Origin of the sequence: Brumimicrobium mesophilum, assembly GCF_003025005.1 — a bacterium.
Classification (GTDB): Bacteria; Bacteroidota; Bacteroidia; order Flavobacteriales_D; family Crocinitomicaceae; genus Brumimicrobium; species Brumimicrobium mesophilum.
The window spans coordinates 151,302-176,381 of record NZ_PVSS01000009.1 but is presented as its reverse complement, the minus strand read 5'-3'; the positions used below and the strand labels follow the sequence as shown (position 1 = coordinate 176,381).

Annotated in this window: 23 protein-coding genes; 8 read left to right on the top strand and 15 right to left on the bottom strand. The window is 33.4% G+C overall.

Annotated elements, in window-relative coordinates; translation table 11 throughout:
- Positions 1-12: 12 nt before the first annotated feature.
- The 3 genes from C6368_RS11005 to C6368_RS10995 are packed head-to-tail and all read right to left on the bottom strand — an operon-like array spanning position 13 to position 2,056.
- Positions 13-507 carry an OmpA family protein gene (locus tag C6368_RS11005; protein WP_107039251.1) on the bottom strand — a complete coding sequence of 165 codons (495 nt, stop codon included), beginning with the start codon at positions 505-507 and terminating at the stop codon, positions 13-15.
- A 21-nt stretch (positions 508-528) separates the two neighbouring features.
- On the bottom strand, positions 529-1,635 hold the full coding sequence (locus C6368_RS11000; protein ID WP_107039250.1) for a glycoside hydrolase family 3 N-terminal domain-containing protein: 1,107 nt from the start codon (positions 1,633-1,635) through the stop codon (positions 529-531).
- A 16-nt stretch (positions 1,636-1,651) separates the two neighbouring features.
- The gene (locus tag C6368_RS10995; protein ID WP_107039249.1) at positions 1,652-2,056 is read right to left on the bottom strand and encodes an OsmC family protein; all 405 of its coding nucleotides are present in this window, start codon (positions 2,054-2,056) and stop codon (positions 1,652-1,654) included.
- A 132-nt stretch (positions 2,057-2,188) separates the two neighbouring features.
- Between C6368_RS10995 and lipA the strand changes: the two genes are divergently transcribed.
- Positions 2,189-3,082, top strand: coding sequence for a lipoyl synthase (gene lipA / locus C6368_RS10990; protein WP_107039248.1), 894 nt, complete (start codon positions 2,189-2,191; stop codon positions 3,080-3,082).
- A 168-nt stretch (positions 3,083-3,250) separates the two neighbouring features.
- Entirely contained in the window at positions 3,251-6,352 is a 3,102-nt protein-coding gene (locus C6368_RS10985) for a T9SS type A sorting domain-containing protein (RefSeq protein ID WP_159038561.1), read from the top strand.
- Positions 6,353-7,029: 677 nt separating this feature from the next.
- On the opposite strand, the gene frr is transcribed toward C6368_RS10985, so the two are convergent.
- The 7 genes from frr to C6368_RS10950 form a co-directional block, all read right to left on the bottom strand.
- Positions 7,030-7,590, bottom strand: coding sequence for a ribosome recycling factor (gene frr, locus C6368_RS10980; RefSeq protein ID WP_107039246.1), 561 nt, complete (start codon positions 7,588-7,590; stop codon positions 7,030-7,032).
- A 56-nt stretch (positions 7,591-7,646) separates the two neighbouring features.
- Positions 7,647-8,351 carry a UMP kinase gene (gene pyrH, locus C6368_RS10975; RefSeq protein WP_107039245.1) on the bottom strand — a complete coding sequence of 235 codons (705 nt, stop codon included), beginning with the start codon at positions 8,349-8,351 and terminating at the stop codon, positions 7,647-7,649.
- A 94-nt stretch (positions 8,352-8,445) separates the two neighbouring features.
- Complete coding sequence (gene tsf / locus C6368_RS10970; RefSeq protein ID WP_107039244.1) at positions 8,446-9,270, bottom strand: translation elongation factor Ts; 825 nt, start codon at positions 9,268-9,270, stop codon at positions 8,446-8,448.
- 23 nt (positions 9,271-9,293) lie between these two features.
- Positions 9,294-10,175, bottom strand: a complete 882-nt coding sequence (gene rpsB / locus C6368_RS10965; RefSeq protein ID WP_107039243.1) for a 30S ribosomal protein S2 — start codon at positions 10,173-10,175, stop codon at positions 9,294-9,296.
- A gap of 114 nt (positions 10,176-10,289) precedes the next feature.
- A complete protein-coding gene (gene rpsI / locus C6368_RS10960; RefSeq protein ID WP_107039281.1) occupies positions 10,290-10,676 on the bottom strand; it encodes a 30S ribosomal protein S9 in 387 nt (128 codons plus the stop codon).
- 5 nt (positions 10,677-10,681) lie between these two features.
- Positions 10,682-11,137, bottom strand: a complete 456-nt coding sequence (gene rplM, locus C6368_RS10955) for a 50S ribosomal protein L13 (protein WP_107039242.1) — start codon at positions 11,135-11,137, stop codon at positions 10,682-10,684.
- Positions 11,138-11,425: 288 nt separating this feature from the next.
- Positions 11,426-12,058, bottom strand: a complete 633-nt coding sequence (locus tag C6368_RS10950; protein WP_159038560.1) for an FkbM family methyltransferase — start codon at positions 12,056-12,058, stop codon at positions 11,426-11,428.
- Positions 12,059-12,477: 419 nt separating this feature from the next.
- Between C6368_RS10950 and C6368_RS10945 the strand changes: the two genes are divergently transcribed.
- The gene (locus C6368_RS10945; RefSeq protein WP_107039240.1) at positions 12,478-14,595 is read left to right on the top strand and encodes a S9 family peptidase; all 2,118 of its coding nucleotides are present in this window, start codon (positions 12,478-12,480) and stop codon (positions 14,593-14,595) included.
- A gap of 64 nt (positions 14,596-14,659) precedes the next feature.
- Here C6368_RS10945 and C6368_RS10940 read toward each other — a convergent pair whose 3' ends face one another.
- The gene (locus C6368_RS10940; protein ID WP_159038559.1) at positions 14,660-15,181 is read right to left on the bottom strand and encodes an NUDIX domain-containing protein; all 522 of its coding nucleotides are present in this window, start codon (positions 15,179-15,181) and stop codon (positions 14,660-14,662) included.
- Positions 15,182-15,190: 9 nt separating this feature from the next.
- Positions 15,191-16,390: a pyridoxal phosphate-dependent aminotransferase gene (locus C6368_RS10935; RefSeq protein ID WP_107039238.1), complete on the bottom strand. Its 1,200-nt coding sequence runs from the start codon at positions 16,388-16,390 to the stop codon at positions 15,191-15,193.
- Positions 16,391-16,765: 375 nt separating this feature from the next.
- Between C6368_RS10935 and C6368_RS10930 the strand changes: the two genes are divergently transcribed.
- Positions 16,766-17,368, top strand: coding sequence for an RNA polymerase sigma factor (locus C6368_RS10930; protein WP_107039237.1), 603 nt, complete (start codon positions 16,766-16,768; stop codon positions 17,366-17,368).
- Between the two features lie 56 nt (positions 17,369-17,424).
- Here the strand turns inward: C6368_RS10930 and C6368_RS10925 are convergent, their stop codons facing one another.
- Positions 17,425-18,474, bottom strand: a complete 1,050-nt coding sequence (locus tag C6368_RS10925; RefSeq protein WP_107039236.1) for an HlyD family efflux transporter periplasmic adaptor subunit — start codon at positions 18,472-18,474, stop codon at positions 17,425-17,427.
- A 256-nt stretch (positions 18,475-18,730) separates the two neighbouring features.
- On the opposite strand from C6368_RS10925, the gene C6368_RS10920 reads away from it, so the two are divergent.
- Positions 18,731-19,273 carry a hypothetical protein gene (locus tag C6368_RS10920; protein WP_107039235.1) on the top strand — a complete coding sequence of 181 codons (543 nt, stop codon included), beginning with the start codon at positions 18,731-18,733 and terminating at the stop codon, positions 19,271-19,273.
- A gap of 134 nt (positions 19,274-19,407) precedes the next feature.
- On the opposite strand, the gene C6368_RS10915 is transcribed toward C6368_RS10920, so the two are convergent.
- Both C6368_RS10915 and C6368_RS10910 read right to left on the bottom strand, forming a co-directional pair.
- The gene (locus C6368_RS10915) at positions 19,408-20,043 is read right to left on the bottom strand and encodes a carboxypeptidase-like regulatory domain-containing protein (protein WP_107039234.1); all 636 of its coding nucleotides are present in this window, start codon (positions 20,041-20,043) and stop codon (positions 19,408-19,410) included.
- Between the two features lie 56 nt (positions 20,044-20,099).
- Positions 20,100-20,621 (bottom strand): DUF7935 family protein, encoded by a 522-nt coding sequence (locus C6368_RS10910; RefSeq protein WP_107039233.1) that lies wholly within the window; start codon positions 20,619-20,621, stop codon positions 20,100-20,102.
- Between the two features lie 253 nt (positions 20,622-20,874).
- Between C6368_RS10910 and C6368_RS10905 the strand changes: the two genes are divergently transcribed.
- Genes C6368_RS10905 through C6368_RS10895 form a run of 3 tightly spaced genes read left to right on the top strand, consistent with a single transcriptional unit; the run spans position 20,875 to position 25,072 of the window.
- Positions 20,875-22,416 (top strand): hypothetical protein, encoded by a 1,542-nt coding sequence (locus C6368_RS10905; protein ID WP_234369127.1) that lies wholly within the window; start codon positions 20,875-20,877, stop codon positions 22,414-22,416.
- Entirely contained in the window at positions 22,413-23,639 is a 1,227-nt protein-coding gene (locus C6368_RS10900) for a hypothetical protein (protein ID WP_107039231.1), read from the top strand. Before C6368_RS10905 ends, C6368_RS10900 begins: the two co-directional genes overlap by 4 nt.
- Positions 23,627-25,072, top strand: coding sequence for a T9SS type A sorting domain-containing protein (locus C6368_RS10895; RefSeq protein WP_107039230.1), 1,446 nt, complete (start codon positions 23,627-23,629; stop codon positions 25,070-25,072). Before C6368_RS10900 ends, C6368_RS10895 begins: the two co-directional genes overlap by 13 nt.
- Positions 25,073-25,080: the final 8 nt, after the last annotated feature.

The window sequence follows — 25,080 nt, the reverse complement described above, 5'->3', positions numbered from 1 at the left end:
GAATCAATTTGATTAATGGTGCAATTGGTCAAGGATAGTAAGTTCTGTTCTTCTGTTTGCTCGATGTAACTTCTCACTTTCCGATTGAGTTTCTGCTGCTTCAATTAAGTTCGCTTTTATCAATGGTTTGAACTCTCCATAACCCTTACTTTTTAATTTATGGGGAGAAATGTCATATAACTTGATGAGTTCCAGTTTTATTGCGTTTGCTCTCTTTTCGGAAAGTTCTAAGTTTCCTTCTTCACTTCCTCTTTGATCTGTGTGAACTCCAATTTCAATTTTGATATCGGGGTGTTTTATTAGGAAGTCTCTAATTATTTGAGTAGAATCTTTGAATTTAGGATAACTTTGTAAATGTCCTGACATACCAAAAATTATTTCTGGTGTGATAATTATATCTCCAGATTCAAATAGGGTGTTCGAGAAGGTTTTATAGTTTCCGTTCTCTGTTTGCCCAACTATTTCGCTAATATTTAAAGCAATTAAAATAATTAATAGACATCGCATAAAATGATTTTTAACCAGGTTTTAATTAGGAAATAAATCACCTTCGGTACACAATTTAGCTCTAATTATGCGCTTACATGATTCATCAACTTTAGCTTTAAAGGCTTCATTATTTATGTACTTTTCTAGAATCTCACTGTGAGCTTTTGCTGCATTTAGTGGCATTAATAAAATATCTACTCCAGCATCAATTGCTTTTACATTGGATCCAGGAATGGTTGAAACACCTAGCATGTTCATAGCATCAGTTACAATTAATCCTTCAAATTGAAGACTGTCTCTTAGTAGGTCAGTCACAATTTCTTTTGAAATAGACGCTGGCATTCCATTTGTGCTAAATGAAGTCTCATTTTCGACTGCAATATGTGCAATCATTATACTAACAACTCCATTTTCAATTAAAGTAGGATAATTCTTAACCTCTTTCATTTCTCCTTTAATATAGACTAACTTTTTGTGCGTGTCTCCTTCAACATAACCATGTCCAGGAAAATGTTTCGCTGTTGCTATAATATTGTGTTTTTGAGTTTCTTGGATAAATGCATCCGACCATGGGATAACACTGTCTGGTTCATGTCCAAAACTTCTCCATCCAACAGTCTTGTTTGGTGACATGTCAACCACAGGAGCAAAATTGTAGTTAATGCCAATTTCATTTAAGTCTTTTGAAATAGTTGTAGCCACTTCTGTTACTTCTTTTATCGTTTTCAAGGTATTTGCCTTTGCAACTGGTGTTGAGTTCTTAATTTTTCTATTTACTAAACTCGCTTCCGCGTCCGCACTATATAAATATGGTAATGTCCCCATTTCCATATTCCAACTATTGTATTTCTTTACCCAAGTTGTAAATTCGGTTTTAGTTCCGTTCAATAAAAGGATGCCTCCAATTTTCTTGTCCTTTACCAATTGATCTATTGTGGCTTCCGTTTGGCCGTAGGCTCCTATAGCAGGCATGATGAGTTGCGCAACTTTCTCGCCAGCTGATAAGCGATTAAAATGTTTCATCACCTCGTCATTCAAGTCTGTGTTATAGGTATGGAAATCTGCTAAAGTAAATTTTGAGTTTTGTGCATTTATTACTGAAGTAATAGCAAGGAAAAATAGGGTTGTGAATTTAATTAATCTCATTGTGCGGTTTTTATATTTAGTATTTGAAATTGATATTTATTATTATGTCTTTAGAAACGCTCATAGCCACCGGACAAGCTTTGGCTGCATTTTCGATACGTCGCCTTTCTTTTTCACTCCATTTGTTGGATGATAAATCAAGAAAGATGTTTAATCCTCCTATGCGTCTTGGTTTGTCAGTCATTATTTTTTCAACATCTCCTTCGCAGCCTGCAAAACTGATACCGTTTTGATCACAATAAATTCCAATTATTGTAATCATGCAATTAAGATATGCGGTGGCCAATAAATCAGTAGGAGAAAAACGTGTACCTTTCCCGTTATTGTCAACAGGTGCATCTGTTTCAATTTTTGTCCCAGAATTAACGTGAAGCGAAGATATTCTTAAATCTCCTAAATAGGAGGAGCTTAATTTTTTCATAGTCTTTTATATTGCGTATTTTTGCAAGTGAAATTTATTTTACAAAAATAGTATTTTCTTTGATGAGTTATAGGATAACAAATTTTCCTATGAGATAAATTATTACAAGATTAAATAAATATATTAGGCAGTATGTCATTATTAGAAGAAACCAAGAGAACTAAGATTTCAAAACCGAAATGGTTGCGTGTTAAATTACCAACTGGTGAGGCTTATAGGAATGTTAGAAAGTTAGTTGATGAACATAAGTTGCATACTATTTGCGAAAGTGGGAGTTGCCCTAATATGGGAGAATGTTGGGGAGAAGGTACTGCTACATTTATGATATTAGGAAATATTTGTACAAGGTCTTGTGGTTTTTGTGCTGTTCAAACTGGTCGTCCTGATGAAGTTGATGTTTTCGAACCAGGTAGGGTGGCTAATTCTGTAAAACTGATGGGAGTAAAGCATGCTGTTCTAACTTCTGTTGATCGTGATGATTTAAAAGATGGGGGAGCCGAGATTTGGGCGCAAACCATTAGAGCTATTAGAAAACAATCTCCAGGAACAACCTTAGAAACACTTTTACCAGATTTCGCTGGGAAATGGGAGAACCTTAAAATTGTTACTGATGTAGCACCAGAAATTGTGTCCCATAACCTTGAAACAGTTCGAAGACTTACAAAAGAAGTTCGAATTCAAGCGAAGTATGACAGAAGTTTGGAAGCTTTGTTTAGAATAAAGAAATCTGGAATGCGAACTAAATCGGGCATAATGTTAGGTTTAGGAGAAACACATGAAGAAGTATTGGAGTCTATGCAGGACTTGAGGTCCGTTGGTACTGATATTATTACTTTAGGACAATATTTACAACCAACTTCAAAGCATATTCCTGTTGCTGAGTTTGTTACTCCTGAAAGGTTCGAGGAATACAAAAGGCGAGGTATTGAGATGGGATTTAGATATGTTGAGTCCGGACCGTTGGTTAGGTCTTCATATCATGCTGAAAGACATATATTTGACATGGCTGAAGCGCAGGATGTGTAGAGTTGTATATTTTTTGAACAAACTTAGTAAGTAAGTGTTTAATATACACTGTTATTATTATAATTTTATAATTGAATAAATAGACGTTAATTTGTTGTAAAATATTTGAATTTTTTACGTAAATTGGCGCCTTAGAATAGAAGTGAAACCGAAAGTATTGATATGAATATGAAACGAAGTAAATTAGTTCTTGGAGGTCTAGGAGTGGCGGCTATTGCAGCAGCGGCGATGATTGCACCAAGTGTTTTAGACAATAAGGAGGCAATAAGGTACTCCCAAGATAGAGGGTCTTTAGAAATTCAAACAGGATCCAATGGTTTCCGTGAATGGGTGAAGTCTACAATGATAGATGTTGAAACAGGCGAAGTAATTGAAAGTAGCAAGCTTAGTCAAATCATTCAAAATTATAAAGCTAACAACCAAAACAAAGCACTTAGTGTAGAATGGTCAGAGTTAGGTCCAGACAATATAGGTGGTAGAACACGTGCAGTTCTTGCCGATCATACGGATATAAATATAGTATGGGCAGGGGGTGTTTCAGGTGGTTTATATAAATCAATCAATGGAGCGAACATTTGGAATCGTGTTGAAACTTTCCCAGGTGGACAATTCATTTCTTCAATTGCACAAGATGCTGGAGGGAATGTTTATGTTGCAACAGGGTCTGGTGAAGAAACTTGGACTGGAGAAGGTCTATTTGTTACATCGGATGGTGGAGTTACTTGGGATATTGTTCCAGGAACAGCTTCTTTTGGTAAAATAAATAGAGTGGCGGCTACGGAATTCAGCTCAACTGTCTATTTTACTCATTCTTCAGGCTTGAAGAAATATACGTTAGGTGGAACTGTTGAAGATGTTACAAGCTATGGTGGTTCTGGAGCTAAAACATTGAATTATTCGCAAGATGGTGAAGCAATTGTTGTAGCATCTAATAACAATGAAACTTGGGTTTCAGTGAATTGGGGACAAGATTTTCAAAAAGTTTCTGCTGTAGGAAGTAATCCTACTAATGGAGAACTAGCTCAATCAGGATATGGTAGAATTGAATATGCTATTTCAAGTAAGAAGTCTGATGGTACTTACTCTATTTATGCAGCTACAACTTCATCAAACAACCAGGGGCAATGGATTTCTTTAGATAATGGAAATTCTTGGCATAAACACACTGCAGCAACTGCAGCAGATATTAACAATGGTGTTATTGATTACCGTAATCAAGGAGGTTATAATAGTGTTGTAAGTTTCGATCCAACAGATGTTGATCGTGTTATTGTAGGTGGTATTGACTTGCATGAATGGAAAAAACAAATTAACAATCCACCATCTGGTGGATGGAATAAACTTTCAATTTGGTTTGCAAGTCCTACAAGTCCTTTGTACGTTCATGCGGATAACCATTCTTTGAGATGGGATAAAAATGATAGGTTGTATATCGGAAATGATGGAGGAATTGGTGTTTCTTTAGATCAAGGTTCAACTTATTATCCTGCCAACAGAGGATATAATATCACTCAATTTTATGCATTCGCTTACGACAGAAACGGAGGTGTTATAGGTGGTACACAAGATAATGGAAGTTTATATAATAATCTTAGAAATGCGACTTATCAAGAGTTTAAAGAAGTTTCTGGAGGTGATGGATTTACAGCTGAAATTTCTTTTTTCAACCCTAATATTTTAATTACAAGTATTTATTCAAATGGATTTTATAGAAGCGCAGATGGTGGAGCATCGGTAAGTAACTTTAGTCCAATTCTTCCTGGTTATGACGCAACAGGTGGTACTTCCTCAGCAGATCATCCTTTTCATACTCAGTTTCACTTAGGTGAATACTATGATACGGATTCAGAAGATTCTGTGATTTTTATTCCTCGTGCAAGTTATGCCGTTGGTGATGTAATTAGAGTCCCAAGTAGAGCTACTGGTGATACTATTGATTATGTTACTCCAACTGCTGTTCAGTATGATGATACTTTGTTTTATAACCCTGCCTTGACTGCAACTGAATATGTTGTTGTTGATGAGGTTACGGGTGATATGTACGATCTAGGTATTTATGATTTTGATCATTTACCTAATAGTTCTGGAAATAACCCTCCAATGGTAAATGATACTATTGAAGTATTTGTACCGAATGGTCCAGATACAGTAATTGTTGCTAGTGTAGACCCTTATAACTTTTATTACGGATCTAATGCATCAGGACCAGGTATTACTCCATTTGGAAGAGATACTGTTCGTTTGGGTGTTGCATGGGATACTTTAACTGTTCAAGATCCATTCCAATCATGGTTTGTGTTTAGTACAAACAAAAACGGTGGAGAAATCTGGGGAACACGTGATGCATTGAGATTGTCGGTTACAACAACAACATGGGTTCGTTTGATGGAAAACATTGGTTCAGCTGGTAATTTAGATGTTGCATTTAGTAAAGATTTAAATAATATGTATGTAACAGCTGGAAGTTCAGTAAGAAGATTAACTGGACTTGGAGAGGTATATTCTACTGACCCAGACTTTAAGACTAAACTTAATCTTGATTTAGGAGCAACTGCAACAACATCTACTGTCGTAGCAACTGGTTCTTTCACAGGAGTTGGTGTTAATCCAAACAATGAGAATGATTTAGTAGCTGTTCAAGGATTTAACGGTTCAGTTTTCCGTTCTTCGAATGCAGCTTCATCAAGTCCTACTATGACCGCTGTAGGTTCACAAAACGGATTAGCATTTTATGATATCATCATTGATAGAGATGATAGCGATGTTTTATTTGCTTCAACCTACCAAGGAGTTTCCTTATCAGAAGATGGAGGTGCTACATGGTTAGATGTTTCTGATCCTAAGTTTGCAGGTGTTCCTACTTATGAAGTACGTCAATCATGGAGAACATGGGATGAAGGAAATAAAGTTCCTGGTAAAGTGTTTATGGGATCATTTGGTCGTGGTATTTGGTCAACTGATGCTGTGTTAAACGTATCAACTAATGATCCAATTGAAGATGTGATTAAAGATAAACCATTTAAGTTAGAGCTTTATCCAAATCCTGCTCGTTATAACTCAACTCTTGTAGTTGACATCAAGCAAAGTGATTTATTAGATATTCAATTCTACAATATCTCTGGTCGTTTGGTGAAAAGAATTCAAAAAACAAATGCTCACGTAGGGCGTAACGAGATTAATTTCAGCGCATCTGAATTGCCTCAAGGTACTTACATTATCAGAGTACAAAGTGGTAGTCAAGTTGAGAATACTAAGTTTGTGAAAATGTAATCTTAGATTAATTCAAAATATAAGCCCTGACTTTATTAGTCAGGGCTTTTTTTGTTTATTTATTTCCCAAGAATTCCATAAGACTAATACTTTTCTTTATCGATATATTTAATTGGAAAACTTGTCTAATGTTTCAAATACGAGAATCTGAATTGCTGACTACTTTTGATTGAGCTGACGGGCTTTTAATTCATCTTTTATAGTAGATTATTGCTTGATACTTAACTATAGTTTCTACTAAATGGGTTAGTAAATTTGGAGCTCTTTATATATTTATGAGAGAAATACGTGCCATAAATACAGCAAGCCTTTTGATTTTAGGTTATTTATTTATTGGTCTTAGATAGATTTAAAACTATGGACTTTAGTGGATCTTACTTTTGTTGCCAAATAAGACCCTATTTCATCTAATGTATAACTATTTTGATAAGTATAGATTTAATATTTTAGCCAACCTAAGTTACCTTAAGTCGGTAGTGGTTAAGTGTTGAGACCTTTTTAGAACTTGAAATGTGTAGCAACCTAACCTAACTAGCCTATTGCTACTATCTTCAAATTTGGCAAACAGGAGAATTATTTTTATGATGGCTTTACTGGTGATTTCTTGATTTGATAGTAGAAATAAAAAAAGCTCTAACAATATTGTTAGAGCTTTTACAAATTTCACTAATTGTAAATTATATTTTCATTACATCAACTTCTTTGGCATCAATCAACGAATCGATTTTTTTAACAAAAGCATTTGTGACTTCTTGAACCTCTGTTTCTGCTGTTTTAGCATCATCCTCTGAAAGCCCATCATTTTTTAATTCTTTGATATAGTCCATCGCATCCTTTCGGTTGTTTCGGATACTCACCTTAGCATGTTCTCCTTCAGCTCTTGCTATTTTACATAAATCTTTTCTTCTTTCTTCAGTAAGCATTGGAATGGTAATTATCAACATCTCACCATTATCTTGAGGAGCTAATCCTAGGTTTGCGTTAATTATTGCTTTTGCACAATCACTTAAAATATTTTTTTCCCATGGTTGAACAGTTAAAGTTCTTCCGTCTAAAGTTCCAATATTAGCTACTTTACTTAAGTTGGTCATACTACCGTAGTAATCTACCATAACACCTTCAAGCATGTCTGGAGTTGCTTTTCCAGTTCTAATTTTTCGCAATTCAGTTTCAAGGAAAGTCAAGCTTTTATTATTTGCCGACTTAAACTCACTTATAGTTTCATCTATTTCTGTCATAATTTTTAGTTATTTAAAACCTTGGAATATAAAATGTAAATTTAATAAAGAATACTTTAAGCAACAATAGTTCCTACTGATTCTCCCATTATGATTTTTTTCAAGTTTCCGGCCGTATTGATGTTGAATACAATAATTGGAAGATCATTTTCCTTACACAATGTAAATGCTGTCATATCCATAACATTTAATCCATTGGAGTATACATCATCGAATGAAATTGTGTCATATTTTTCCGCTGTCTCGTCTTTTTCAGGATCTTTGGTGTAAACACCGTCCACTCTTGTGCCTTTGATTATTACATCGGCATTGATTTCAATGGCACGTAATGATGCTGCAGAATCTGTTGTGAAATAAGGGTTTCCTGTTCCGGCTCCAAAAATTACAACACGTCCTTTTTCTAAATGTCGAACAGCTCGTCTCCTAACATATGGTTCTGCAATTTCTTTCATTTCAATAGCCGAAAGAAGTCTTGAATCAATTCCTGCAGTTTCTAATGCGGATTGAAGAGCCATAGCGTTAATCATTGTGGCTAACATACCCATGTAATCTCCATGAGTTCTGTCCATTCCTCCTTCTTCTGCTTGAACGCCTCTGAAGATATTCCCCCCTCCAATTACGATTCCTAATTCAACACCTAAGTCGGTAATTTCTTTGATTTGCTCTGCATACTTGGTTAATCTGGCATTGTCAATTCCGAATTGTTTATCTCCCATAAGTGACTCACCACTTAATTTTAACAGAACTCTTTTATACTTCATGGTCAAGAATCGTTATACGTTTATAAAATTTCTACAAAATAAGACAAAAAAAAGAGAGAAACAATGTTCTCTCTTTTTTTACTTTAAATATTGATTAGCTTAATGAAAAGCGTTTAAAATCTGTAACTGTCAATCCAGACTCAACTGAATTTAGGAATTTTTCAACATTCATTTTGTTGTCACGAACGAAGTCTTGACTTAACAAAGTGTTTTCTTTAAAGAATTTATTCAATCTTCCTTGAGCAATTTTATCTGCCAAGTCAGCTGGTTTCCCTTCTTCAATAGCTTGTTCTTTACCTACTTCTAGTTCACGATCAATTACTTCTTGTGCAATACCTTCTTTTTTCAAAGAAATAGGATTCATTGCAGCAACTTGCATTGCAACTTGTTTCCCAGCATCTTCACTTGCAGAACCTGATTTGTTAAGGCCTACTAAAGTAGCTAATTGATTTCCAGGGTGGTTGTATGCTACAACAGAAGTTGCACTTACTTTAGCGAAGTTAGTTAAATCTAACTTTTCACCAATTACACCAATTTGCTCAACAAGCTTCTCATCAACTGTTAACTTCTCGTTGTACTGTAGTTTTTTTAATTCTTCTACAGAAGTAACGTCATTTTTGATACCAATTTCTAAAATTGATTTAATGAAGCTTTGGAAATCTTCGTTTTTTGCAACAAAATCAGTTTCACAGTTAAGTTGAATCATGTATCCCACTTCACCTTTAGATTCTGCAAATATAAGACCTTCTTTAGCTTCGTTGTCTCCACGTTTTGCCGCTACTTTTTGACCTTTTTTACGTAAAAAATCAACTGCTGCTTCCATGTCTCCATCAGCTTCAACTAAAGCCTTTTTGCAGTCCATCATTCCTGCACCTGTTTGTTTTCTTAAGTCATTTACCTGACTAGCTGTAATTGCCATAATATCTTAAATTACAAAAATTATTATTCTGATTTATCTTCAGCTTTAACTTCAGTTTTCTCCTCAGTTTTTGCTTCAGATTTCTCTTCTACTTTTGTTTCTTCTTTTTTAGAAGCTTCTTTTTTGGCTGCTTTTTCTTCGTCAGCTTTCTTTTTGTCTTCTTTTTTCTTTGCTTCTTCTGCTTTTTTATCCTCCTCTTGTTTAGATTTGGCTGTTTTGCGTTCTGCTAAACCTTCTTCTATTGCAGCGATAACATGGTCCATAATGATTGCAACTGATTTAGATGCATCATCATTAGATGGAATAGGGAAATCAACTAATTTTGGATTTGAATTAGTATCAATCATTGCAAACGTTGTAATTCCTAAACGAACTGCTTCTTTCAAAGCAATGTTTTCTTTCATTACATCAACAATGAAAATAGCCGCTGGTTGACGAGTCATGTCAGCGATAGAACCAAAGTTCTTTTCTAATTTTTCACGTTGTCTTGTAATAAATAATTTCTCACGTTTAGATAACGTATCCCAAGTACCGTCAGATTGCATTTTGTCGATAGTCGCCATCTTACGGACAGACTTTCTTGTAGTAGCAAAGTTCGTTAACATACCACCTGTCCAACGTTCTGTAACGTAAGGCATGTTGATAGCTTTAACTCTGTCTGCAACTATTTGTTTTGCTTGTTTCTTAGTAGCAACAAATAAAATCTTTTTACCAGATTTTGCAATTTGTTTCATAGCTAAACAAGCTTGCTCTAAATGAGCGATTGTCTTATTTAAATCAATAACGTGAATACCCTTTTGCTCATCAAATATATAAGGAGCCATTGCTGGGTTCCACTTTCTTTTGAGGTGACCAAAGTGTACACCTGCATCTAAAAGTTCTTTAAAATCTGCTTTTTTTGACATTTTAATTTTTTGTTTCGTGTTTACGTTCCTTTAGTAATCAATAATAGAGGGTTCTTTCGAAGGGTACTCCACCATTTGGATACTAAACAAGCGCCAAATAAAGTAATTGTAAGTCTAACGTTTCGAGAATTGAAACTTCTTACGTGCTTTTGGTTGACCTGGTTTCTTACGCTCTACCATTCTTGGATCACGTGTCATTAAACCATGTTCTTTTAATAAAGGCTTGTGCTCCTCATTAACTTTTACCAATGCACGAGCGATTCCTAGACGAATTGCTTCAGCTTGACCATTGATTCCTCCACCGTGTACGTTAACTGTTACGTCATATTGACCTAAAGTTTCTGTAACTGCAAAAGATTGTTGTACCTTAGTTTGTAAGGTTGCAACTGGAAAAAATACTTTGTAATCACGTTTGTTTACAGTAACGTTACCTTTACCAGGCTTCATGTAAACACGAGCTACAGAAGTTTTTCTTCTTCCTAATGTGTTGATAATTTCCATACTCATTATTTGATTGATTCTAGATTAATCGTTTCTGGCTTTTGTGCAGCATAATCATGCTCAGTTCCAACAACAACCTTAAGGTTTTTGTATAACTGACTACCTAATTTGTTCTTAGGTAACATGCGTTTTACAGCCATTTCTACTAAACGTTCTGGACGTTTTTCTCTTAATTGCGCTGCAGTCAAAGAACGCTGACCTCCTGGAAAACCTGTGTGACGAATGTATGTTTTCGTCTCCCACTTATTACCCGACATTGCTACTTTCTCTGCGTTGATTACGATGACGTTGTCACCACAGTCTACGTGAGGAGTGAAATTCGGCTTGTGTTTTCCACGGATTAATTGCGCTACTTTACTTGCCATACGCCCTAGCGTTTCGCCTTCTGCGTCAACCAATAACCACTTCTTTTCAGCGTTTTCTTTATTGATAGAGACAGTCTTGTAACTTAATGTATCCACTTTGTTAATTTTAAAAATAAGACAATAATCCCAAAATTTGGGGATGCAAATATATAACTTAAAGATTTGAATAACAAATACCCGTTGAAAAGATTTTAAAAAATGTTTGAGTATGCGTTACCGTGAAGATGGTAAAAAGACAAATATAATTATTTATTCCCTTAATTTTAAATTGACTTTATCTATTGCTGTAAATTAATTGATGGTCCGCAAAATAGTTGTTAGAATCATTGGAGACTGAGGTTTAGTTTGATAATTATCCTTGCTATGTATTGTTGTTATACATAATCAAATTTTCGCAGCTACGAAATAATATTCAGAACTTGAATCGAAATGATTGACAAATTCTTTTATGCTTAACGGATTCTTCTCTTTTAAAAAAGATTTCAGCGTGAACACTTTTAATCCTACTTCTTTGGTGATATAGCAGTAAATATCTGAAGGATTAGTTCCGTAGTAATCACTTGCTCCTTTTCCACATTCAAATAAAGTGATGGGCTTGTTCTTGCTTAATGTCATTTGTGCCCCTTTTAGCACTTCAAATTCTCCGCCCTCGACGTCTATTTTGATGAAATCTATTTTTTCTTTGAGAGAGATTATATCATCTATGGTCTTTACTTCAACTTCGATTTCTTCTATCTCGGGGTTTTTGATAGCATATTTTCTTTGTTTGATGCCACTGTAAGCTGGTGCATTTTTGACCAATTGGAAAGAAGTCTTTCCATTTTTATTAGATAAAGCGTAAGGATAAATTTTTGCTTGATTTTCAAATTTTAATTTTAGTTCCTTATATAAGTAAGGAATAGGTTCAAAAGCAAAGTGTTTGCCTTGAGGTGAATATTTTAACATCAAATTTAAAATTTCACCTTTATGACAGCCTACATCAATGCAATTATGGTTCTTTTGGATATGCTTTTTCATGATAGCCTTAGTTAGCCTATCATATTTGAGGTTTTTAGTTAAATCTACATGAAAAAAGATAAAAACTTCTCTTATTATGTCCTTAATATCCATTAAAATATCCCTTAATTTTAAAAATTTAATACCGATTATCTATTTCAGCAAAAAAGAATTTGCAAAATAAGCACCATTTTTCTATTCTCTTACATTAATCTTCATTTTTTAGCCTTTATTTGATGAAATTAGAATCCTTTTGAAAGTATGATTGTCTCATTTTCATTATTCTTTTGGCTTTTTTTCTTTTTTATCGTTTCGCAATAATTGTCTTTTCTATAGTTGAGATTCATAAAAGGACTGATATTTATTGGATTCAATTTTAAAATTTGTCTTTCTAATTTTGTTTTATCTTTGAGAACTTACAAATTATTAAACATAAAAAAATGAATAGACGTTTTGTCATTTTGATACTTTCAGTGATTTTTATTACTCAAGTGTCCGCTCAAAAAGAGTTATCCCTTGAGCAAGCTGTCTCAGGACAATATCAACAATTTTATCCTGATCACGTTTTTGGTTTTGAGTGGATTAAGAACCTTGAAAAATATTCATATTTAAAACAATATCAAACCTTAGTAATTGGTGAGATAGGAGGGGAAGAGAAAGAAGTACTGCATATTAGTGATATTAATGATGCTTTAGATGTGAAATTTAATTATTTCGCTGGGCTTAAATGGAAAGATGAGAATACTTTTGTTTTGAATCTACGAAATGTGATTGTTACGTTTAATATTAAAACTAAAAAAGGAACGAAAATCGAACTCCCTGAAAATGCAGAGAGGATTACTTTTGACAATCAATATCATAATGTTGCATATACTATTGATAATAATCTTTATCTAAGTTTGGTTGAGCAATTTAATGAAATAGCGGTAACCGAAAATACAGATCATAACATTGTTTCAGGTCAAGAGATTGCAAGAAGCGAAATGGGCATAACACAAGGTATATTCTGGTCAAATTCTGGAGAAAGCATAGCGTTTTACCAAAAGGACGAATCTGCTGTACATGATTATCCACTTCTTGACATTACAGAAGTGCCTGGGAAATTAAGTTCCATTAAGTATCCAATGACTGGTCAGCCTAGCGAGAAAGCAAGTTTGGGAATTTATATGTTGGAGAATAAAAAAACCTCACTTATAAAAACCGAAAATGGAGAAGAGAATTATTTAACGAATGTAAGTTGGACACCTGATGATCAATTTATATTGTTGGCTGAAGTAGCTAGATCTCAAAAACACATTTGGGTTCAAAAATATAAATCGGATGGTGCATTGGTAAAAACTTTGTTTGAAGAAAAGAAAGATACCTGGGTAGAGCCTGAAAAGCCGGCTCATTTTCCATCTGATAAGAGTAACGATTTCGTTTGGGTTAGTGAGCGTGATGGATTTGATAATTTATATTACTATTCTATTGATGGAGTTTTAAAATCTCAGTTAACAAAGAATAATTTTATGTTGAAAGATGTTGTTGCCGCGCAACAGGGTGAAGTGTTTTTTACTGCCACAGGTGAAAGTCCTTTAAATACAATGTTGTATAAGGTTGATTTAAAAGGAAAGCAACAATTGTTAACAAAGGATGAAGGAACACATAGTGTTAAGGTGAATAGTTCTGGAGAGTATATTTTTGATCAGTATTCTTCTCATGCCATTCCAAATATTGCGAAAATCCGAAAGTCAAATGGAAAGGAGATTAAGCAAATGCTTGAGGCTAGTAATAAATTAGCTGAATATAAATTGGCGGAAGCTGAGATTAAATCTATAAAATCCAGAGATGGTGTTGATCTGTATACACGAATTATTAAGCCAAGAGACTTTGATCCTTCAAAGAAATATCCTGTTTTGATTTATGTATATGGAGGTCCACATGCACAATTGATTACGAATAGTTGGTATGATGGTGCGAGTTTATGGATGCATTGGATGGCGAATCAAGGATATATTGTTTTTACGTTGGATAATCGCGGTTCTGGAAATAGGGGGGTTGATTTTGAGCATGTTATTCATCGTAATCTTGGTGTTGTAGAGCATCAAGATCAATTGGATGGAGTGAATTATTTAAGCGGACTTAATTATGTTGATACAAGTAGAATTGCCGTTCATGGCTGGAGTTATGGTGGGTTTATGACGGTGTCCATGATGTTGAAGTCACCTGAAATCTTTAAAGTTGGTGTTGCTGGGGGACCAGTTACAGATTGGAAATACTACGAGGCAATGTATGGTGAACGCTATATGGATACTCCAGATGAAAATAAGGAAGGATATGCTAATTCAAGTTTGTTAAATCAAGCTGAAAATTTAAAAGGTGATTTGTTGTTGATACATGGTACTTCTGATCCAGTTGTTGTAATGCAACATAATTTATCTTTGGTGAAGACTTTCATTGATTTAGGAATTCAGGTTGATTTCTTTCCTTATCCTATGCATGAACATAATGTGAGAGGAAAAGATAGGGTTCATTTAATGAGAAAGGTCTTGGATTATGTGATAGAAAATAATAAATAATAATATTTAAATAAAAAAAAATGGCAGCAATTCATTTAATTGCTGCCATTTTTTGTTTAATAATCTATCGAATTTTCGTTTTGCTTAATAACTTCGAAATCATTTTAACATCTTCTAAAGTAGGTTCTTCTGCAATACAATCAACTGACAAAGAGGATATGCTTTTTTGCAATTGAGAAAAAGCTAGTTTAACCATTTCATTGTGGTCAAAAGCCATTTCAGGCAATTCTTTCATAGTAATCCATTGCGCCGATTTTGCATCGTCGTTTCCATTTGGTTGAGTGCCCTTCTTTTTCATTAGAATGTAATGAGCTATAGAAATTACTCTAAATCGTGGATCTCTTTTCACTTCTCCAAAAGTTCCAAATTGCTTAATGAATTTTAGTGAGACGCCAGTTTCTTCTTTTAATTCTCGTATGGCAGCTGTTTCTGGTGATTCTTTATCTTCAATGAATCCTCCAGGTAGAGCCCAGGATTTGCCATTGATAGCTTTTTTACGTTCAATAAGTAAAAGGTAAAGACCTGTCTCATCGTAGCTAAATATTACAGCATCAGCTGCGATTTTTATGTTTTGTTGAATACTCAAAATAATTTTTTAGTAAGTGGTGTGAGGATATTTATCTAAGGCCTTTTCTATACAAACAAGTGCTTTTTCAAGTTCCTTTTTCTCTAAAACATAAGCGATACGCGCTTCTTTTTTTCCTAATCCAGGTGTGGCGTAAAATCCGCTTAATGGTGCCATCATAACTGTGTTTCCTTGGTATTCGAAGTCTTCTAATAGCCACTGGCAGAAATGCTCGGTATCTTCAACTGGGAATTCAGCCACAGCGTAAAATGCTCCCTTAGGTTTTGGACAGTTTACCCCCTTTATTTTATTCAGGCCATCTACCATTATATCACGACGTGCAACATATTCAACAGTAACCTCATCAAAATAGGATTGTGGTGTTGCTAAAGCTCCTTCAGCAGCGATTTGAGCGTAAGTTGGTGGCGAAAGTCTTGCTTGAGCAAATTTCATCACAGCATTCAAGAATTCTGTGTTTTTTGAAATCAATGCTCCAATTCTAGCGCCACACATTGAGTACCTTTTGGAAACAGAATCAATTAGAATTACATTTTCTTCTAATCCTTTTAAGTTCATTACTGAGTAAGGAGTTGCACCGTCATAACAGAATTCTCTATATACTTCATCAGCAAATAAGAATAAATCCTTTTCTTTTACAAGAACACTTAGTTTCTCAAGTTCTTCCTGCGTATATAAATATCCTGTTGGATTTCCTGGATTGCAAATTAGAATTGCTTTTGTTTTAGAAGTGATTTTCTTTTCAAACTCTTCTATTGAAGGTAGGGCAAAACCATTTTTGATTGTTGAAGTTACAGGGATGATGTTAATTCCTGCTGCCGTTGCAAAACCATTATAATTAGCGTAGAAAGGTTCTGGAATAATGATTTCATCTCCTGGGTTCAATCCAACAGATAGCCCGAATAATAATGCTTCAGATCCTCCTGTTGTGATGATGATTTCATCTTTTGTTACTTGAATGTCATTCTTTTTGTAATAATCCGATAATCCTTTTCTGTATGACTCAAACCCCGCAGAATGAGAATATTCTAGAACTTTGACATCTGAATTTTTAATCGCATTTCTTGCTGATTCAGGAGTCTCAATATCTGGTTGACCTATGTTAAGATGTATAACATGTTTTCCGCTTGATTTTGCAGCTTCTGCAAAAGGAACCAACTTTCTAATTGGTGAAGAAGGCATGCTAATAGCTTTTAATGATAATTTTGGCATATTTTCTTTCTGTTTTATTTGCTTCAAAAATAACTAAGACCTTTTGATTAAAGTAGTTTTTTTAAAAAGATTATCTTAAATTAAAAAAATCCATCTGCGTTTATAGTTAGAAAACCATCAATAATCACACCTTAATCAATGAAAGTTACAGTTAAAATATAAATCAAAATATTATTAAATTTTTGCCAACCTTTTGTAACTTCGCTGCGTCTTACTATTGTATTGGAGAAAAATTAATTGGATTGATTTTTGCTAATTACTTTAATAACTTTATATTTGAATTTAATAATTTTTAAAAACCAGTTGCTTATAGAAAAATTTTTACTCTAAAAAACAGAATTACATTTTAATAGTTAATCTCTAAACTGAGTAACAATGAAGCTATCTAAACTAGAAGACAAACAATTGGTTTCTTTATATATTGAAGGTCAAGAAAAGGCGTTCGAAACATTATTGAATAGACATAAAAATAAGATTTATAATTATATTTTTATGAAAATTCGTGATGAGGCACTTTCACAAGATATTTTCCAAGAAACATTTATAAAAGTTATTAAGACCTTGAAAAAAGGTGCTTATAACGAAGAAGGTAAGTTTTTACCTTGGGCTATGAGAATTGCTCACAATCTGATGATAGACCATTTCCGAAAAACAAACAAAGTTCGATTGATTTCTGAATCAAGTTCTAAATCTGCAGATTATAATATTTTTGATATGTTAGAATTGCAGGACAATAATATCGAGGATGATATTATTCACAATGAACTCGTGAGTCAGATGGTAGGTTTAATTGATCATTTGCCAGAATCTCAACGAGATATTCTAAATATGCGAATTTTTAAAGAGATGTCTTTTAAAGATATTGCAAAGAAAGAAAATGTAAGTATAAACACAGCATTAGGTAGAATGCGTTACGCCTTAATTAATATTAGAAAATTAATTGAAAAACATAATCTTCTAACTCCGCTTTCACAATAGTAAATTCTATATTATTTTACCATGTTAAAACTACAGCTTTTGTGCTGTGGTTTTTTTTATGGATTTACATTTATAATAGAATGTTGTGGTAAGCCTTCTACAATTGAGGAGTCTCCAATTATTTCAATTTCTTTTACCATTATTTTAAAAGTTTTATCGCCAGATATGACTTCAACTTCATTGTTTCTTATTGCTTTTGATGGGATTTTAACTGGATCATTTGCAATTTTAAATTGTACACTGTTTTTTAATAGGCTGCTTTCTTGTGAGAATATTGAAAAATAGACCTCAATTGTCGAAGAATCAGAAAGGAGTGTGCCTGTTTCAAAAAACCTGCCTTGTGTTAAAAGTTCCCCATTATTTGACGTAAAATCAATTGTGTCGTTTCTATTTATCCTATTTAATTCCGAAATTGGAATATGTGACACTATTTGGTATGAATTCTTTTTTGCTAATTTAAGAATCGTTTTCCCAGGTTGGATGGTGGATTGTGGATGGATTTTGCATTCTATTATCAAACCGTCAAATGGAGCGAGATAAACATAATCTTCTGCTTTTCGTTCAATCTCCTTAGTTTTATAATATTTACTGAAAACATTTAATCGATTTAAAAGCTCTTCTTCCTTTTTTGAATTCATTTCGGGTAAGGTGGGTAGGGGAAGAGTTCTTTCAATTTGGCTTTCATAGTCTATCCATTTATTAGTTGCGTCTGGTGCTTTATCTCTGATGGATAAAATTAGTTTTTGAATCAATTCCATGAATTCTGACCTTACGGTGAGAATCTCATATAAAGCCTCAAGTCTTTCAACTTTTATTAGAACTTCATTTTTTTTAAATTCTCTTCCTACATATAAGCTCGCATTGGTTTTATCAAGCTTCCCTGAAACTTTCATTTGAACATTTTCTACTGTTTTTGCCGAGATCACGCCGTTAAGCAAGAGTTTTTTTTGTGAATAAACCTCAAAAAGTTGCGGTTTATCAGTATTTTCAATACTTAATTGTTCATTGGCTTTTTGTTTTTTATTATTGGAAATAAAAAATATTATGGTAATTAGACCAATTATGATTAATGAAAACAGAATATTTAAGAATTTATATGATTTCATTCACTTTTTTTGAGGTAAAAGTAGCGGAATTACTGATGAAACTGAGTATATTTTTAAATAACTTATGTTTGAAAAAAATCAAAAAATAGTAATTTTTAAAATTTAATAGATCAAGGTGGTATTAAGTATATATTACTAAATTATCCCATTATAGTGAGTTTTGTTAATAAAAATGTTGAAAAGCAAGGAGTTTCTGCCGTTGAGAACGGGTCAATATTATTTACCTTTGTATATAGAGTAATTCTAAAATCGCAATATGCTAAGTACACTTTTTAAAAAGAAAGTTTCAGATGAACAACTTGCTAATGTCTTTGTAAATGGCGTTTTAGACGTTATTGACAAAGGTTTTGAGGAGGTTAAATCAATAATGAAGGAAGATCCAGCATTTGTTAAAAAACCTCAGCTTGATAAGATGGCGGATGGTCATTTTGCAATGATTGTAATTGTTGGGAATATCAATGAATTAGGTGGTTCCTTTTCATCTCACATGTTACAATCTCTTGAGCCTTTGATTTATAAAAAGATTGCTGATGCTTTTGAAATGACGAATCATGAATTTGAAGATCATGTTAAGGACTACTCTAAATTTATGTCAAGAGTAAATCATCCTTCTAAAGTTACATTATATAGTATGTCTAAAGCGATGTTCTATAAATATAAATTGAATGACTTTCAAGATGATTACTTTAAAAGTATGGATTCTCCAAATCCTTTGTTTCTAAAGAGAATGGATGAAATAATGAAGAATTTTTTATGGAATTGGGAGGCTTTCTTTAAGCGATACAAAGTCCAAATGTAATGCTTAATTAATTGTCTAGGTATCTTCTTTCCAATAATTTACCCCGCTTACTTTACCATTAAATAAAATATTAAACCAAAAAAAAACTCCATATACTTATGGAGTTTTTTTTGGTTATTCTTTTATATTAAGTTCTATTCCCTTTGGAGTTCACCATTTTTCCAAGAGTCAATAAATCTACCCCAAGCTGCAGGATTCAGCAGGTTGTTCATTGGTGCTTGACCTTGGGTGTATATTTGAGTTAATCTTTGTTCGGTTTGCCAGTTATATGATAATTTTCCGTCTGTTGGTACTCTTGATGCAATAAATGCAAGGCTTTCACCCGAAAGTTGTTTTTGAGCTCTTCTTAAGGCATCGTCATATGGATCCATTTCGACAAAAGCTCTAGCAAAATCTTCTCTTGAAGGCCAAGGGTAAATATCTACTTCTGGAAGTAGTAAGGTATCTGGCGTCATTACGTGAATGATAGAATATCTAGTTTCATTTAAAGAGTCGGGTACAATGTAAGAACTTGTTTTGTATCCAAAAGCATTAAAGAGAATGGTGTCGCCAGGACGAGTAACAAAACTGAAGTACCCGTAATAATCTGACATTGTTCCTTTTCCAGTTGTTTTGTCTATAACTGAGGCATATGATACTTGATCTAGACTGTCACTAGAGACTAAGACTCCTGAAAATTGGATCAAATCTCTTTTGTTTCCATTGTTTTGAGCGTTTAAAGAGAAAGAAAAACCAATAAATAAAGCAAATATAAATGTAATGAATCGCATACGTTTTGTTTTAATCAATAATACAAAAAAATACTCAAATTTTTAAATTTGAATTGTTAAAATAACCTTTGAAGTTCTTCCTTTACTAGTTTGATCGTAATTTCTGTTGGCAATTCGTCAAGTTCACCAATTATTTCAAAAATCTTATTACTTAACTCAATGGATGTTGCATTTTCTCCGAGTGCCTGTGCAGCAACATTTATAATTTTAATCGTTTCCTCTTTGCTTTTCTTTACCATTTCCCACACAGATGTGGATACAAAAATTTGTTGTGCTACATTGTGGTCAAACTCACTTCTGATATTACTTAATAAAGCAGACTGCAGCATTATTGCAGAATTATTAGGTTCATGTAAGCGCATTATTAAGCTTTGTGGATTAATACGTTCTAATAATAGAACAACTCTTTGGTATGCTTCCATTCTAGGTTCTAAAAAGAATTTTTGACGTTCTTTTTTTAAATCAATATTCATGTTGGTAATTTCACGCTCATTCTGTTTTTTAAGAAAAGCCATGACAACAAAAATTACTGCTAAGGCAGGGACAAGGGCAACAATTATAAAAGTTATATATTCCATTTGATTATTATAAGATTACATCAAAAATAACATGCTTTCATTAATATCTTCCTCTAAAACATATAAAATTTATTAATGTGGTTAAAATCAACTTCAATAAATGATTTTCATTAAATTTGTTTGTTGCCTTACGAATGTTCCTTTGTTTTAATAGTATCAATTATTTACAATGGTTTATAGCCAACCTTTTACTTGCAAAAACGTTCAATAATATAGAAAATGCTGTATGTGGAAAAAATATATTTTTTTATTCTTGATTTTTCTAACGGCTGTAAGTTGTAGAAAAGATAAGGTTGCTTGGACTTCTGATTGGGTGGTTCCTCTCATCAACGATACCCTTTTAATAAATGATTATGTGAATGATTCTACTTTAGGAGTCAACAATAATCAAACAATTCAAGTAATAGTTGATAGAAATTTAATTGATTTAGATCTCTCTTCTCTCATTGAAATTCCAGATACATCAGTAGATCAATCTTTTAGTATCGCTTTTCCTTCCATTGAATTCGCGCCGGGTTCCAGCTTTATTGATGAGGTGAAGGAACATGAATTTTCTTTTGAAGATATTGCGTTAACAACAGCTAGAATTAAGTCTGGAATTGCCTCAATTCGAATTGAAAATCCGGTATCTACTATAGGGGTTTTTACAATTTCCTTGCCTGGTGTTTATAAAAATGGAGTTGAATTTTCTATAACTCAAAATGTTGCTGGTGGAACTGGAGCAAATCCAGGTATTGGTACATTGATTTTAGATTTGTCTGGTTACACAATTGATATGACTGGGGTTACAGGTCAATTGTATAATGTTATTCAATCCAGAATGAAGGTGGTTACTGATCCTCAGGGACCAACTGTTTCAATTACTAATCAAGATGTTTTTAAGACCAAAGTGACATTTGAAGGACTAACAGTTGATTATGCAAAAGGATACTTTGGTAACATTGTATTTTCAGATACTACATCGGTTGATTTAGAAGCGCTTTCGAAAATTATTGGAGGAGCCATAAATATCGAAGATATTAATTTGGAAATGGTGATTAGAAATGGAATTAAAGTTAGAGCTAAAGGTCAAATTACTAAGTTTGAGAGTGTGAATTTCGGAAATAATGCAGTTGAATTAGATCATCCACTTTTTGGTCAAAATTTTAACATTGATCCTGCTTTAGGTTCTTGGAATAATATTGTTCCATCTGAACTTTCATTTTTATTTGATCAATCCACAGGGAATATGGAGGGTTTCCTTGAAAACCTAGGAAGTCAATACAATGTAGGTTATTCAATTGAACTTAATCCTTTAGGGAATACTTCTAGTGGAAATGATGTGATTTATCCTCAAAGTAATTTAGGAATTGATTTAAGAGCAAACTTTCCATTGTTGCTTGGTGCAGATAATTTGACATTGAGAGACACTTTTGAAATTGATTTTAAAAATGATAATAAACTTTTAAGGATAGAGTCAGGGAAGTTAATTTTAAATACAAGCAATAGTTTTCCTTATGGTGCAAAAATAAATTTGGAATTACTGGATGAAACCTATGAAAGCTTGAATCAAATTACTTCTACTGGAGCCATTTCTCCAGCTCAAATTAATGTGAATGGCGATGGTCATGTTCCGATAGATGAAAGTATAGAATTTATTCTTGAGGAAGAAACAGCAGATTTACTTTCGGAAACTAAATTTATTAAAGTTACAGCTGTATTTAACTCAACTAGTTTTAACAACAATACCATTTATGCTAATGCAGCCCTTAAAATTTTATTAATGAGTGAGTTCAAATTAAAAACGGAATTATGATTGCTAAAAGAATGTACTTGATGTTTCTAGGGGTTCTTTTATTGCTTGGTCATTCTGCAAAAAGTCAAGAACTGCTACCTGTATTGTATGATTCTACTGTCGTTAATCATCAATTATCTGTAAATAGTAGTTTGTTTTATCACAGTACTTCTTTATCGAATGAACTAAGCAATAAAATAATCTTTGGTGGTGATATTTCAGATGAGTTGAGTAAAGATGTATTTGATGAACATAATGAGTATAACAGAATAGGCGGAGGAGCAAAATTTAGAATTGCATATAAGGCAGCAGGTCAGGTTTTTAAATCGAAACCTAATTGGGGTTGGATGATAGAGGCTTCAAATGAAATTCATGCATCATCCGATTATTCTTCAGATATTGTGGGACTTGCATTGTTAGGAAATGCTTCGTATTTAGGAGAAACCGTAACTTTTTCTAATTCTTCAGCCGAATTTGTTCAATTTTTGAGTTTGGGTGCCGGGATTCATGATAGAAAAACTAAGAATTTCATATCATTAAATGTTGTTTTACCTCAAAACTATGTTCAGTTATTTGTAAATAAAGGAAGTGCCTCGTTTTCTGAGGATGGCTCAAATGTTGATTTAAGAGTTCAGGGTGAATTGATGGAAGCAATAAGTTCTCCTTATTTTAAAGGCGCTGGAGGTGCAGTAAATTTTGATTTTAATATTCCATTTGGAATTCAAGAAGCATTTAATGGGATTATAAAATTTACTGGAAGAAATATTGGAGCATATCATTTAATAAATTCCAAGTTTCAAGAAGTTGATGCTACAATTTCTTACAGTGGTTTTTCTATTGATGACTTTACAAGTGAAACGGGAATTGCAAGTTTTAAGGATACCTTAGGTGTTTTAGAATCAGAAAGCTCATCCACAAGGTTGTTACCAGGATTTATTCAAGTAGGAAAGGTAGCAAGCGTGCATTCAACTAAAAAGTTGCAATCTACATTTGGAGTTCGAATGTACACTAATGTTATTTATAGACCAATGGTGTATTTAGGATTACATTATCAACCAAGAGGAAACTTCTCATTTGGTACTCAAGGTTCATTCGGAGGTTATGGAAACTTTCGTTTGGGCTTGTATGCTAATTATTCTGGAGATAAAATGATGATTGGTTTGGGAACCGAAGATTTACTAGGAGCGTTATTAAAGAGCCAATACGGCCAGTCAGGTTTAATAAGATTAGCATGGAAATTTTAAGAAAGATAATATTCATTTGTGTTTTTAGCTTTCCTTTAATAGGAATCGCGCAAAGTACTTTTTATAAAAAGTTTACAAGTGGTCCTTTTGATCAAGGTTTTGGGATTGTCCAATTGCCAGACTCAAGTTACGCCATAACTGGTACTTCAGGTGGATTTAACAATGATTCAGGTCAAGCTTTTTTGATGATAATTGATAGTTTGGGAAATCAAAAATGGACCAAGAATTATGGCGATTTTGGAGAGGATATTGGGATGAGAGTGATCCATGTTCCAAATGATGGTTTTTATATAGCTGGCTATACTGGTTCAACTGCGAATGGTGATTTTGATTTTGTTTTATATAAGACAGATTTGTCAGGTAATCTACAATGGGAAGAAACATACGGAGGTGCTGATTGGGATGTTCTTCATGACGCCGCTCTTTTAGATGATGGTGGTTTAATATTAGTGGGCGAAACTGATGGACTATTGTCTCAGGGGAAAGATGTTTTCATGGTTAGAACGGATGCTTTGGGAGCAGAAATTTGGACAAAAACTATACAAACAGCTGAGGATGATTTTGCATCTTCTGTCCTGGTTTTATCTCCAACAGAATTTGTAATCGGCGGTAATATTGGGGATTTTGGTATTTCTAAAGGGATGCTGGCATCATATCATGTTGATGGTACTGAAAATTGGGTAGAAATACTGGATCAAGCAGGTGTTACCAAAGTTAATGATATGGCTTTAGACCAAGGGATAATTTATATGGCGGGCTACATTAAACATCCAACAGAAAATAAAAATGATTTTTGGTATGCAAAGTCAGATTTAAATGGAAATTATGTTGGTCAAAATTTTTTCCAAGGATATTTAAGCGGAGGATATTATAACTCTATCGCTGTGTCAGGAAATGGTGTTTATTTAGGAATGTTGTCAGATTCTCCTGAAATCAACCCTTATCCTGGAGGATTAGATGCATTTGTTCAGCTTTATTCATTTTCAAATATATATGAAGCGGGAGCTACATTTTCTGCTTTTGATGAAGATATGATTAATCAGTTAATTCTTACAAATGATGGAGGAGTTGCATTTGTTGGAACTGCAAGCGACAATCCTTTAAATTCATCTCTTGGTTCAAATGTAATGGTAGCTAAATTAGGGGCTAATGCAGAATCAACTCCAGTTGCTGATAACGGGCTTGACTTAGTTAGTCTTTCAACCGAAGAAAAGAAAATAATTTCGCTTTATCCAAACCCAACAAGTTCATTTATTAATATTTCATCTGAATTGGATCAAAAACCATTTGAATTAAGAAATATCCAAGGAAAGCTTGTTAAGTCTGGAAATATTTCGACAAAATTATCTTTAAGTGAATTGAAAAAAGGAGTCTATTTTCTGCGCATAGAAGATTCAAATCAACTATGGTCAGCCAAAATAATTAAAAATTAGAAGGCTTT